The sequence below is a fragment of the Streptomyces sp. NPDC056734 genome (assembly GCF_042790455.1).
Lineage (GTDB): Bacteria > Actinomycetota > Actinomycetes > Streptomycetales > Streptomycetaceae > Streptomyces.
On sequence record NZ_JBHTZD010000019.1, the window covers coordinates 17,331 to 29,658 of the forward strand.

At 71.9% G+C, this 12,328-nt stretch carries 11 protein-coding genes; 10 read left to right on the top strand and 1 reads right to left on the bottom strand.

Annotation, left to right across the window (positions count from 1 at the left end; all coding sequences use genetic code 11):
• The first annotated feature begins 200 nt into the window (after positions 1-200).
• Genes ACFRFC_RS27295 through ACFRFC_RS27305 form a run of 3 tightly spaced genes read left to right on the top strand, consistent with a single transcriptional unit; the run spans position 201 to position 4,364 of the window.
• Entirely contained in the window at positions 201-1,604 is a 1,404-nt protein-coding gene (locus ACFRFC_RS27295; protein WP_382689507.1) for an FAD-linked oxidase C-terminal domain-containing protein, read from the top strand.
• On the top strand, positions 1,604-2,791 hold the full coding sequence (locus ACFRFC_RS27300) for an FAD-binding oxidoreductase (RefSeq protein WP_382689505.1): 1,188 nt from the start codon (positions 1,604-1,606) through the stop codon (positions 2,789-2,791). Before ACFRFC_RS27295 ends, ACFRFC_RS27300 begins: the two co-directional genes overlap by 1 nt.
• Before the next feature lie 4 nt (positions 2,792-2,795).
• Positions 2,796-4,364, top strand: a complete 1,569-nt coding sequence (locus tag ACFRFC_RS27305; protein ID WP_382689503.1) for a (Fe-S)-binding protein — start codon at positions 2,796-2,798, stop codon at positions 4,362-4,364.
• Between the two features lie 183 nt (positions 4,365-4,547).
• Here the strand turns inward: ACFRFC_RS27305 and ACFRFC_RS27310 are convergent, their stop codons facing one another.
• Positions 4,548-5,483: a sugar-binding transcriptional regulator gene (locus tag ACFRFC_RS27310; protein WP_382689501.1), complete on the bottom strand. Its 936-nt coding sequence runs from the start codon at positions 5,481-5,483 to the stop codon at positions 4,548-4,550.
• Between the two features lie 422 nt (positions 5,484-5,905).
• Here ACFRFC_RS27310 and ACFRFC_RS27315 point away from each other — a divergent pair, with 422 nt between their 5' ends.
• The 7 genes from ACFRFC_RS27315 (at position 5,906) to ACFRFC_RS27345 (ending at position 12,271) form a co-directional block, all read left to right on the top strand.
• Entirely contained in the window at positions 5,906-6,631 is a 726-nt protein-coding gene (locus tag ACFRFC_RS27315; RefSeq protein ID WP_382689499.1) for an ATP-binding cassette domain-containing protein, read from the top strand.
• A complete protein-coding gene (locus ACFRFC_RS27320) occupies positions 6,628-7,038 on the top strand; it encodes a sugar ABC transporter substrate-binding protein (RefSeq protein ID WP_382689497.1) in 411 nt (136 codons plus the stop codon). Before ACFRFC_RS27315 ends, ACFRFC_RS27320 begins: the two co-directional genes overlap by 4 nt.
• Positions 7,039-7,163: 125 nt before the next feature.
• Complete coding sequence (xylB, locus tag ACFRFC_RS27325; protein ID WP_382689495.1) at positions 7,164-8,660, top strand: xylulokinase; 1,497 nt, start codon at positions 7,164-7,166, stop codon at positions 8,658-8,660.
• A 41-nt stretch (positions 8,661-8,701) separates the two neighbouring features.
• The gene (locus tag ACFRFC_RS27330) at positions 8,702-9,349 is read left to right on the top strand and encodes a hypothetical protein (RefSeq protein WP_382689493.1); all 648 of its coding nucleotides are present in this window, start codon (positions 8,702-8,704) and stop codon (positions 9,347-9,349) included.
• Positions 9,346-10,377 carry an NAD(P)-dependent alcohol dehydrogenase gene (locus ACFRFC_RS27335; RefSeq protein WP_382689491.1) on the top strand — a complete coding sequence of 344 codons (1,032 nt, stop codon included), beginning with the start codon at positions 9,346-9,348 and terminating at the stop codon, positions 10,375-10,377. The genes ACFRFC_RS27330 and ACFRFC_RS27335 overlap by 4 nt, the downstream gene beginning before the upstream one ends.
• A 132-nt stretch (positions 10,378-10,509) precedes the next feature.
• Positions 10,510-11,058 (top strand): 6-phospho-3-hexuloisomerase, encoded by a 549-nt coding sequence (gene hxlB / locus ACFRFC_RS27340; RefSeq protein ID WP_382689489.1) that lies wholly within the window; start codon positions 10,510-10,512, stop codon positions 11,056-11,058.
• Between the two features lie 97 nt (positions 11,059-11,155).
• The gene (locus ACFRFC_RS27345; protein ID WP_382689487.1) at positions 11,156-12,271 is read left to right on the top strand and encodes a MerR family transcriptional regulator; all 1,116 of its coding nucleotides are present in this window, start codon (positions 11,156-11,158) and stop codon (positions 12,269-12,271) included.
• Positions 12,272-12,328 lie beyond the last annotated feature (57 nt).

The following is a 12,328-nucleotide window of genomic DNA, read 5'->3' on the forward strand; positions in this document are numbered from 1 at the left end:
CGGCGACGGGATGGAGTCGGACCTTCCGACTCCATCGGGCGCGCGCCGCGCCCCCGGCCAACCCGGCAGCTCATCCCCCCGCCGAGCCCTCCCCCAACCCGTCCGCCACCCCATCCGCCGAGCCGCCCTCCGGAGCCGCCCCCGGCCACGCCGTCCACGCCCTGGCCCGTCGACTCCAAGAGGCCATCGGTGCCGAGCGCGTGCTCACCGAGCGCTCGCAGACCCGGACCTACGAGTGCGACGGCCTGGCCAACTTCACCGTGACGCCGGCCATCGTGGTGCTCGCCGAAAGCCGCCGTCACGTCATCGACTGCGTCCGGCTCTGCGCCGAGGCGGGGGTGCCGTTCGTCGCCCGGGGATCGGGCACCGGCCTCTCCGGCGGCGCCCTGCCCCACGCGGACGGGGTACTGCTGGTCCTCTCCCGGCTGCGCAGGCTCGGCCCGGTCGATCCGCACAACGCGCAGGTGACGGTCGAGCCCGGCGTCATCAACCTGTGGGTCACCCGTGACGCGGCACCCCACGCGCTGCTCTACGCACCCGACCCGTCGTCCCAGCTCGTCTGCTCGATCGGCGGCAACGTGGCCGAGAACGCGGGCGGCGCACACTGCCTGAAGTACGGCTTCACCGGCAACCATGTCCTCGGCGCCGAGGTCGTCCTCCCCGACGGCTCCGTCGTGCACCTCGGCGGCCGGGCACCCGAACACCCCGGATACGACCTGCTCGGCGCCTTCATCGGCAGCGAGGGCACCCTGGGCGTGGCCACCGAACTCACCCTGCGGCTCGTCCGGGCACCGGAGGCCGTACAGACCATGCTGGTCGGATACCGCACCGTCGCGGACGCCGCCGGCACGGTCGGCGACATCATCGCGGCGGGCATCCTGCCCGCGGCCGTCGAGATGATGGACGCGCTGTCCATCGAGGCCGCCGAAGCCGCCGTCGCCTGCGGCTATCCGCAGGGGGCGACCGCCGTGCTGATCGTGGAGCTGGACGGCCCCCAGGTGGAGGTCGAGGCCCAGTTCCGGCAGGTCGAGCGGATCGCCCGGCACCGCCACGCCTTCGAGGTCCGCATCGCCGCCGACGACGCGGAACGGGCGCTGATGTGGAAGGGCCGCAAATCGGCGTTCGCCGCGGTCGGCCGGATCAGCCCCGCCTACTACGTCCAGGACGGCGTCATCCCGCGCACCCAACTCCCCGAGGTGCTCGACGAGATCGGGCGCATGGCCGGGGACCGGGGCCTGCGCGTGGCGAACGTCTTCCACGCCGGGGACGGCAATCTGCACCCGCTCGTCCTTTTCGACGACGCGATCGAGGGCCAGGCGCACGAGGCCGAGGAACTGGCCGGTGACATCCTCGAACTCTGCGTCCGCTCCGGGGGCTCGATCACCGGGGAGCACGGCGTCGGCAAGGAGAAACAGCAGAAGATGGCCAGCCAGTTCACCCCGGCGGACCTGGACACGATGCAGCTTCTGCGGTGCGCCTTCGACCCGGACGGCATCGCCAACCCGGGCAAGATCTTCCCCACCCCCCGGCTCTGCGGCGAACGGCCGGGCGTCCACACCGGCGTGCACCCCGTGCAGGCCGCCGGACTGGGCGAGGTCTTCTGATGACCGCGCCTGCTGTCCACGCGCGGCCCGGTACGCCGGCCGACGCGATCTCGGGCGTCGTCCCACGCGAGGTCGTCCGCCCCGGGACGGTCGGCGAGGCCGCCGACCTGCTGAAAGCCGCGGCAGCCGACGGTCTCACCGTGGTGCCGGTCGGCGGACGCACCAAACTCGGCTGGGCGGCGCCCCCGCAGTCGTGCGACCTGCTGATCGACCTCGGCGGCCTCGACCGGGTGGTGGAACACAGCGCGGGTGACCTCACCGTGGTGGCCCAGGCCGGGGTCCGGCTGGCCGACCTCCGGTCACAGGTGGGCGAGTCCCGGCAGATGCTGGCGCTCGACCCGCCCGAGGAGGGCGCCACCCTGGGCGGCATCGTGAGCGCGAACGCGTCCGGCCCGCGGCGCCTGCGGTACGGCACCGGCCGGGACCTGCTCATCGGCATCTCGGTGATCCTCGCGGACGGCACCCTCGCGCACGCGGGCGGCAAAGTCGTCAAGAACGTGGCCGGATACGACCTCGGCAAGCTGTACACCGGCGCCCACGGCACGCTCGGCCTGGTGGTCTCCACGACCTGGCGTCTGCACCCCGTGCCACCGGCCCGCCGCGTGGTCACGCTGGACCTCGACGACGCCGCCGCGGCCGGGCCACCGGCGCTCGCCCTGAGCCGGTCGGCGCTCACCCCCACGGCGGTGGAACTGATCGGCACCGCGGACGGCGCCGCCCGTCTCGTCGTCGTCTTCGAGTCGATCGCGGAATCGGTCGCCGCCCAGGCACGGGCGGCCCGCGCGCTGCTCGGGGGCGGGCGGGAATCCGACGAGGTACCCGATGACTTCGGCCGGCGGCCGGGCGGCGCCGGGGACGTGCTGCTCCGCATGGCCTTCGTCCCCGCGGCGCTCCCGGCGGTCCTCGCCCTGCTGCCGTCCGGGACGCGGGTGGCGGCGCACGCCTGCTCCGGTGTCACCTACGCCGCGCTCCCGGCGGCCGGTGCGGCCGACGCGCTGCCGTCGCTCCGGGCGGCCATCGCCCCGTACGACGGAACCGCGGTGCTGCTGCACGCCCCCGCGGGCGTACAGCCCGGGCTGGACCACTGGGGTCCCGTAGGCGACTCGTTCGCTCTGATGCGGCGGGTCAAGGAGAGGTTCGACCCCGAGCGGCGGCTGTCGCGGGGCCGTTTCACAGGAGGGCTGTAGGCACATGACCGACACCAACCAGGGCGGCGACCAGGGCGACGCGGTCCCGCCGTCCGGCTCCCTCGGTGACTCGGCCGAGGCCCGGCAGGGGCAGGAAGCACCCCCGGCGGCGAGCACCGCTCACGGGCCCGGCCCCGACCCGGATCCGGCCCTGCCCCGTGGCACCGGCGCGGCCACCGTCGGCACCCCGGTGCTGCTCGGACTGCCACTCGTACGGCAGGCGGTCTCGCCCGCGTTCGACGACCACCACCCCCCGGACAGCGCCCTCATCGGCGACTGTGTCCACTGCGGCTTCTGCCTGCCCGCCTGCCCGACCTATGTGCTGTGGGGCGAGGAGATGGACAGCCCGCGCGGACGCATCCACCAGATGAAGACGGCGCTGGAGGGAGAGCCGCTCGACACCGCGATGGTGCGTCACATCGACCAGTGTCTGGGCTGCATGGCCTGCGTGACCGCGTGTCCCTCGGGCGTGCAGTACGGAAAGCTCATCGAGGCCACCCGGCCGCAGATCGAGCGCCGCCACGAACGGTCCAGGGCGGACAAGCTGTACCGCGGGCTGATCTTCCGCCTGTTCCCGTACCCACGACGGCTGCGGGTGCTCCGGGGGCCGCTGCGCGCCTACCAGGCCGGCCGGGTCGGCTCACTGCTCGCCCGCACAGGACTGCTGAACAGGCTGCCCGCCCCGCTCCAGGCGATGGAGTCGCTGGCACCCAGGCTCGCCAAGCCGCCGGTGATCCCCGAGCGGACACCGGCGGCCGGTGAACGCCGCGCCGTGGTCGGCCTGCTGGCCGGATGCGTGCAGGGCACCTTCTTCCCCGACGTCAACGCGGCCACGGTGCGCGTCCTGGCCGCCGAGGGCTGCGACGTGGTGGTGCCCCGGCGGCAGGGCTGCTGCGGCGCGCTGTCCGCGCACGGCGGCCGGGAGGAACAGGCCCTCGACTTCGCCAGAAAGACGATCGAGACCTTCGAGCGCGCCGACGTGGACGCCATCGTCGTCAACGCGGCCGGCTGCGGTTCCACCATCAAGGAATACGCGCACCAGTTGCGGGACGAACCCGCCTGGGCCGCCCGTGCCGAGGCGCTCGCGAGCCGAACCCGTGACATCACCGAGTTCCTCGCCGAACTGGGCCCGGTGGCCGAGCGGCACCCCCTGCCGATGACCCTCGCCTACCAGGACGCGTGCCACCTCGCCCACGCACAGGGGGTCCGCAGTCAGCCCAGGAGTCTGCTGCGCGGCATCCCCGGGGTGGAGCTGCGCGAACTGGATGACGCCGAACTCTGCTGCGGCAGCGCGGGCACCTACAACATGCTGCAACCGGAACCGGCCCGCGAACTCGGCGAGCGCAAGGCCGCCGCCGTGCTGAAGAGCGGCGCGCAGCTGATGGTCACCGCGAACCCCGGCTGCTGGATGCAGGTCGCCACCACGCTGGCCCGGATGGGCACCCGTATGCCCGTCGCGCACACCGTGCAGGTGCTCGACGCCGCCATTCGCCACGTACCGGTGGAGCGGTTCCTCGAAGACGCGCTCAACGGGCCCGGCACCGCGCTGCCCCGCCCCACCGGCAGCACCTGACCCACCGGCCGCCCGGCGCACCGCGAGAGCGAACCCCCGCCGGTCGGCGAGGCCGCACCCGGCAGGCGGCCGCCGGGCGCGGGTCCTGTCCAACCGGGCCGGCACACGGTCAGTGCCGGCCTGATGTCTCGCCCGGTCCAAGGCTTCCGTGCGCGAGTGCGACGACGCGCTGCCGCCTCGGGGTTATCGGGAGTGCAGGGCCAGCACCCGGCGGGCCGCGCGGTCGTCGACGACCAGGGAGTGGGCCAGCTTGCTGCTGAGGACGGTGTGGATGGCTCGTGCCTTGGACTCGCCGCCGGCCACGGCGATGACCTCGGGGATGCGCCGGAGCGCGGCGAAGTCGATGCCTATGGTCCGCCGGGCGAGGTCGGTGTCGACGGGGGTTCCGTCCTCGGCGAGGGGGATGGAGCATGCCTCGGCCGCCACGTCCTTGGTCGACAGCGCGGCGAGGGTGTGGGGTTCCAGCAGCGGGTAGAGCTGGGATCCTTCGGCGTCCCAGCTGCCGATGGCCACGGCCGCCTTGGTGATGGAGCCGAATCGCGACACCGCGGCGGCGATGCCGGGCTGGGCGAGGATGGCCTGGGCGGTGGAGGCGTCCGACACCACGAGGGGCGCGTAGATGGGATAGACGGGGCCGTTGGAGACGGCGGCCACCCGTCGCACCAGGTCGGCCGAGTTCGCGCTGACCGTGCCGGTGACGCCGGTCATCTGCACGATCGTGCAGGGGGCCAGGCTGGTGAGTGAGCGGGCCATCGCGTGCAGGGTCCGGCCCCAGCTGACGCCGAGGACGTCGTCCTCGGTCACGACCTCGGTGAGCAGGGCGGCGGCTGCCGTGCCCAGCTCGCGGCGGAGTGTGGTGGCGTCGGACGCGGTGGTCTTGATGACGAGCACATGGTGCAGGCCGAACGTGCCGCGCAGTTTCTCCGACAGTTCGCCGTCCACCGCGGTCGGGGTGGTGATCTCGATGCGGACGATGCCCTTTTCGAGACACTCGTCGAGGATGCGCGCGACCTTGTAGCGCGAGATGCCGAACTCGCGGGCGATGTCGATCTTCGCGCGACCCTCCAGGAAGTACTGCCGTGCGATCGTCGTCGCTCGAAGCATCTCGGACGGACCCATGGGATCTCCCTCATCAAGCGCAGGTGCGCGGATCACACGGTACCTGCTGCGCCCGTATGGGCGGCACCTTTGATGTGTGGGCGATGCTGCACTCACCCCTCCCTGCGTAGAAAGCGTCCCCTTTACCGGGCTATCGCCGCCCATATGGGCGTTGTCGTTGACGGACGCTGGAGGTACTGCGTCTACTGACGGCCAGGTGCCCGCCCATACGGGTGCCTCATTTGGCACATGGGCAGCGAGCCGTGGTCTGCGCAGCGTGCCGAGCCAGGTTCATCACCGGCGCGCGGGACGCGTCAGGTGAGTTGACACATGGGAGGAGGGACCAATGGAGGTCCCCTTCACAGAATGCGCGACGTGCGGCGGGGCACGCGTTGCCGGACGTACGGCGGCCGGGTCATGACCGCGGAAGCGGGGCGAGGGGCATGACCAGGGACGGCACCAGCCTGAGGGTTGAAGGCATCTCGAAGTCATTCCCCGGCGTCAAGGCGCTCGACGACGTCAGCTTCACGATCCGGCCCGGCACCGTGCACGCCCTGTGCGCTGAGAACGGCGCCGGAAAGTCCACCCTGATGAAGATCATCGACGGGTTGTACCAGCCCGACGAGGGCCGGATCTTCGTCAAGGGACGGGAAACCCGGATCAGGAACCCGATCGAGGCGCGCGACCTCGGCATCGCGATGATCGCCCAGGAACTCCACCACGTCCCGGACATCACCGTCGCCGAGAACTTCTTCCCGGGCCGGTTGCCGGTCAGGAGGGGCAGGGTCGACCGGCGCCGGATCAAGCGCGAGGCCCGGGAGATCCTCGACAGCGAGCACCTTGAGTACAAGCCCTCGCAGAAACTGTCCTCGCTGACCGTCTCGGGCATCCAGATGCTGGAGATCGTCCGGGCGGTCCACCACAACGCGGACCTCATCATCATGGACGAGCCGACCTCGGCCATCACCCAGCGCGATGTGGCGCGTCTCTTCGAGCAGATCAACACGCTGAAGGCCGAGGGCGCCGCGGTCATCTACATCTCGCACAAGAGGGACGAGGTCTTCGAGATCGCCGACGACATCACCGTGCTCCGCGACGGCCAGGTCGTCAGCACGGACCGGGCCGCGAGGCATGGAAGACCGAGTTCTTCGACCAGCGCCCCGATGTGAACATCGTCGCCGAGGACATCGCCAACTGGAACAAGGACGAGGCACTCACCCTCATGGAGGACTGGGTCCTCGCCCACCCCGGCATCGACGCCATCGTCTCGATGAACGACAACATGGCCGCCGGCGCGCTGGAGGCGGTCGCGGGGCGTGACACGTACCGGAACATCCAGTCGTACGGTGTGGACGGAACTCCGGAAGCCAGTCTTCTCATCCAGGACGGGCAGATGACGGCGACCTCGCTCCAGTCCGCGAGCGAGCCGGCGAAGCTGAACATGGAGGCGGTGCACGCCCTGCTCACCGGGGCCGAGGAGAGTGTCCAACGCGACATCGACGCGCCCCTCATCACCAGCGAGAACGCCGCCGACCATGTGTCGATGTACAGGGAGGCCGGTTTCATCGACGACTGACCGAGGTGTGAGCCGGCCACTCGTGCCGATACGCACCATCACCCGTCACCCACCGCCACCCGATACGCACCATCACCCGTCACCCACCACCACCCGTCACTCACCTGACCAAGGAGCACACTTCCATGCCTGTTGTCGCCGGCGTCGACAGCTCGACCCAGTCGTGCAAGGTCGAGATCAGGGACCTGGACGACGGTTCGCTGCTCGGCTCCGGGAGCGCGCCGCACGCGCCCGCCTTCCCGCCGAGCAGCGAGCAGGACCCGGCCTCGTGGTGGGTGGCCCTCAGGTCCGCGCTGGAAGCCGCTCGGCGCAGGGCAGGCGTTCCCGGGACGGACATCGCCGCCCTCTCCGTCGACGCCCAGTGCCACGGCCTCGTGGCGCTGGACGGGAACGACGAGGTGATCCGGCCGGCGAAGCTGTGGAACGACACCACCTCGGCACCGCAGCTCGAACGGCTGAGGCAGCGCATCGGGGCACCTGAGTGGATCCGCGCCGTCGGATCACTGCCCACCGCCGCCTTCACACTCAGCAAGGTGGCCTGGCTGGCCGAGAACGAGCCGGACAACTTCCGGCGACTGCGCCGCATCCTGCTGCCGCACGACTGGCTGACCTGGAAGCTGTCCGGACGCTATGTCACCGACCGCTCCGAAGCATCGGGCACCGGCTACTACAGCGCGGCGCAATCCCGCTATCTGCCCGAACTGCTGGCCCAGGTCGATGATCGCCGCGAGTGGCTCCAGGCGCTGCCCGAGGTCGTGGACGACTCACTGCCCGTGGGGACACTGTGTCCACGGGCGGCCGGTGAACTCGGCCTGTCCGGGGGGACGTTGGTGGGGCCGGGCGGGGGTGACCAGCATGCGGCGGCCCTCGGTCTGGGGATCGAACCCGGGGACGTGGTCTACACCTTCGCCACGTCCGGTGTCGTCTACACCACCAGCCGTACGCCGGTCCTCGATCTGAACGGCATCGTCGACGGGGTCGCCGACATGACCGGCGGCTATCTGCCCCTGGTGTCCACGCTGAACGCCGCACGGGTCACCGACACCTTCGCCCGGATCCTCGGGGTCGATCACGACGGACTCGCGGAACTGGCGCTCCGCGCGTCCGGCGGCTCCGGCCTGGTGCTGGCGGCGTTCCTCGACGGTGAACGCAAACCCAACCGCCCCGGCGCGCACGGACTCCTGGCCGGTCTCACCTCCCGCACCACCCGGGAGGACCTGGCCCGCGCCGCCTTCGAAGGCGTGATCCTGGGGCTCGTCTCCGGCGAACAGCATCTCAACGCGGCGGGTGTCGACACGAGCGGTCGCCTGATCGCCACGGGCGGCGGCGCCCGATCGCCGGCCTACACACAGTTGCTGGCCGACCTGACCGGCCGCGAGGTCCTGAGCGCGGACGCGCCGGAGGCTTCCGCGCGGGGAGCGTGCGTGCAGGCCGCGGCCATCGCGTCGGGCCGCCCGGTCCAGGAGGTCCTCCGGCAGTGGGCACCCCCGACCCGGGTCACCGCCGCGCCACGCGCCGGCGCGGGCCAGGCGCGCGAGCAGGCCGCCGCACGCTACGCGGTGCTCGCCGGCTGGGACGCCCTGGACGGCGACCCCACGGGCGCGTCGCGACGGCCGTCGTGAACAGCCACCCGGGACCGCTGAACCCGGCCATCACCGAGAGGATGGCCCGGCACGCCGGCACCGCCGCCCTGGCCGGAAGCATCTACGCGGTCCCGGGGCCGAGCCGGCCGGCCGCCGCGCGGCGCCTGGCCCGGGAGCGGCTCTGGATCCACGCCGACGTGATCGTCGACGACCTCACCCACCGAGGCGTCGACCTGTCCCTCGTACGAACCCTGAAGGACCGCGGGCTCGGCCCGCTGGATGTCCGCCTCGTCACGGAGCGACTCGACGGCCCGCTCGAAGAGATCTGTGCCGCGCGGGTCGACCGCGTCACCTTCCCTTTCGAGTCCTGCTCCGACGTGGCGGCCGTGGCCGAGCGGATCCGCCGCAGCGGAGCCGAAGCCTGGCTCGCCGTGGCTCCGCGCACCGGCCTCGCCGCCATCCGGCCTGTCCTCGCGGCCGTGGACGGGGTGCTCGTCATGCTCATCGAGCCCGGCACCTCGGACACCGCGGATCCGGCCCTGCTGGCGAAGATCCGGCAACTCGGCCCCCTCCTTCCGGCGGGTGTCGACGGAGGGGTCGACGAGACGAACCTCGACGCCTGCCTGCGCGCAGGCGCCCGCTACATCGTCTCCGGCCGGGCCCTGTTCTCCATCACCACCGCTGCCGCCGTCGCCCCACCCGACCGGCCCGAAGGAGTACGACCATGACCGACTCACCATCGGCCCTCCCCGAGACCATGCGCGCGAGCGTCCTCACCAGAGTCGGCGAGATCGCCCTCCAGCAGCGCGAGGTGCCCCGTCCGGAGCGCGACGAAGTCCTGATCCGGGTCGCCGCCGTCGGGGTCTGCGGCTCCGACCTCCACCACTACCGGGAAGGGCGCATCGGTGACTTCGTCGTCGACGCACCGCTCATTCTCGGTCACGAGGTCTCCGGGCGCATCGTCGCCGTCGGCGCGGACGTGGACGCCGCCCGGGTCGGCGAACGGGTCGCCATCGAACCGCAGCGCCCGTGCCGTGTCTGCCGCCAGTGCAAGGCGGGCCGCTACAACCTCTGCCCCGACATGGAGTTCTACGCCACGCCACCCGTCGACGGCGCGTTCTGCGAGTACGTGACCATCCAGGCCGACTTCGCCCACCGGGTGCCCGACTCGGTCTCCGACGAGGCCGCCGCCCTGCTCGAACCGCTGTCCGTCGGCATCTGGGCCGCCCGCAAGGCCCGTGTCGTGCCCGGCTCCCGGGTGCTGATCGCCGGTGCCGGGCCGATCGGCGTCATCTGCGCCCAGGCGGCCAAGGCGTTCGGCGCCGCCGAGGTCATCATCTCCGACCCGGTGGCCGACCGCCGCGCCCTGGCCGAGCGGTTCGGCGCCACCCGTACCCTCGACCCGGCCCAGGAGTCTGTGCGCGATCTGGCGGTGGACGCCTTCATCGACGCCTCCGGTGCCACACCCGCGGTCATCAGCGGCATCGAGGCCGTCCGAGGCGGCGGCGTCGTCGTCCTCGTGGGCATGGGAGCGGACGAGATCGCGATGCCCATCGGGGTGATCCAGAGCCGTGAGCTGATCATCACCGGTGTCTTCCGCTACACGGACACCTGGCCGCTCGCCGCGCAGCTCGTCGCGTCCGGACAGGTGGACCTGGACAGCCTGGTCACCGCCCGGTTCCCGCTGGAGGAGACGGAGAAGGCCCTGGGCACCGGCAGGTTGCCCGGCAACCTCAAGACGATCGTGGTGCTGTGAGTGGGCGTCCTGGACAAGGCGACGCTGAACGGCCACGCGGCCCGGGTCACCGATGGCGACCGCGGACCGGGACACGCCTTGGCCGCGGCACCCGCACCGGCGGGCGCCGAGGGCCGAGGGGAGTGACCCACTGTGGATCCGCGACCGACTCGGGAAGCCCGTACGTGGCTGGCCGTCCGGCATGAAGTGGCGACCCTCCTCAACGACGTCGACGAGACCTCCTTCGGCACCGCCGTGACCGAACTGCTCACCCCGCGACGACGATGGTTCGTCACCGGGCAGGGCCGCTCAGGTCTGGTGGCGTCGATGGCGGCCATGCGGCTGATGCACCTCGGCCTGGACGTCCATGTGCTGGGCGAGCCGACCACCCCGTCCGTGCGGGCGGGCGACGGGCTGCTCGTCATCTCCGGCTCCGGCGAGACACCCGTCTCCGTCCACTTCGCCCGTACGGCGGCGAAACTGGGGGCACGCACACTGGTCATGACCGCGCGGCCGACGAGCACACTCGCAGCCCTCGCCGACCTCGTCATGCCGGTGCCGAGCGCGGAGACCGGCCAGTTCGGCGGCAGCCTCTTCGAGCAGGGAGCCCTGCTCATCCTCGACGCCGTCGTCATGACCCTCGCCGCCGAGCGCGGCGACACCCACGAGCAGATGCACGCACGTCACACCAACATGCAGTGACCGCACAGCTCTGTGACCCTTCCGGGGCGGAGCGACCCGCGACCTCGGCAGCGAAGCGCTTGACCCTCACGTGGCGTGATGCCGCATTGTCGGTGGTGTGGAGAAACACCTCACCGTGGGACGGGTGGCCGGGCTGGCCGGTGTGAGCGTCCGCACGCTGCATCACTACGACGAGATCGGCCTCGTGCGGCCGTCCGCGCGGAACTCGGCCGGATACCGGGTCTACTCGCCGGGCGACGTGGAGCGGCTGCGGGAAGTGCTCGGCTACCGGCGGCTCGGCTTCGGACTGCGCGAGATCGCGGATCTCGTGGACGACCCGGCCACCGACGCGGTCGCGCATCTGCGCCGGCTGCGCGGACTGCTGCTCGACCAGCGCGACCGCGCCGCCGCCATGGTGACGGCCATAGACAGGGAACTGGAGGCACGGGCCATGGGGATCAGGACGACACCGGAGGAACAACTGAAGGTGTTCGGAGCACAGCTGTACGAGTCCATCGGATCCGCCTACCCGGCGACGCGACGCACCGAGCCGCGGATCGCCGCACAGGTCTGGGCCGCGCTCGGGGACGCACGGACGGTACTGAACGTGGGCGCCGGCACCGGCTCCTACGAACCCCCGGACCGTGAGGTGACCGCGGTGGAGCCGTCGGCGGTCATGCGGGCACAGCGTCCCGAGGGCGCGGCGCCCTGCGTGGCCGCCACCGCGGAGCGCCTGCCGTTCGAGGACCGGTCCTTCGACGCCGCGATGGCCTTCAGCACCGTTCACCACTGGCAGGACCCGATCGCCGGGCTGCGCGAGATGCGGCGAGTGGCCCGGCGCGTCGTGGTGTTCACGCACGACGCCAGTGACACCGGCTGGCGTCACCGGTTCTGGCTCACCCGCGACTATCTGCCCGAGGTCGCCGGCCTGGTGGCCGGGCGGCCCTCGGTGGATCAGCTGGCCGGCGCGATCGGGGCCCGGCTGGAGCCGGTGCTCATCCCGTGGGACTGTGCCGACGGCTTCTTCGAGGCCCACTGGCGTCGGCCCGAGGCGTACCTGGACGAACAGGTGCGCCGGGCGGTATCGGTGTGGACCAGAGTCGGGCCGCGGGCCGAACAGCGGGCGGTGGAGAGGCTGCGCGACGACCTCTCCTCGGGCCGGTGGGCCGAGCGCAACCGTGACCTCGTCGCCCTTGACGCGGCTGAGCTGGGCCTCCGCCTTCTCGTCGGCTGAACCGTGCCTCATGGAGGACTGGGCGAGTTCCTGTCCGCCAAGCCGATGGCCCTGGGT

Coding starts and splice junctions, on each gene's coding strand:
- ACFRFC_RS27300 (WP_382689505.1), top strand. CDS start 1,604: ATGACCGCGCCTGCTGTCCACGCGCGGCCCGGTACGCCGGCCGACGCG.
- ACFRFC_RS27305 (WP_382689503.1), top strand. CDS start 2,796: ATGACCGACACCAACCAGGGCGGCGACCAGGGCGACGCGGTCCCGCCG.
- ACFRFC_RS27310 (WP_382689501.1), bottom strand. CDS start 5,483: ATGGGTCCGTCCGAGATGCTTCGAGCGACGACGATCGCACGGCAGTAC.
- ACFRFC_RS27315 (WP_382689499.1), top strand. CDS start 5,906: ATGACCAGGGACGGCACCAGCCTGAGGGTTGAAGGCATCTCGAAGTCA.
- xylB (WP_382689495.1), top strand. CDS start 7,164: ATGCCTGTTGTCGCCGGCGTCGACAGCTCGACCCAGTCGTGCAAGGTC.
- ACFRFC_RS27330 (WP_382689493.1), top strand. CDS start 8,702: ATGGCCCGGCACGCCGGCACCGCCGCCCTGGCCGGAAGCATCTACGCG.
- ACFRFC_RS27335 (WP_382689491.1), top strand. CDS start 9,346: ATGACCGACTCACCATCGGCCCTCCCCGAGACCATGCGCGCGAGCGTC.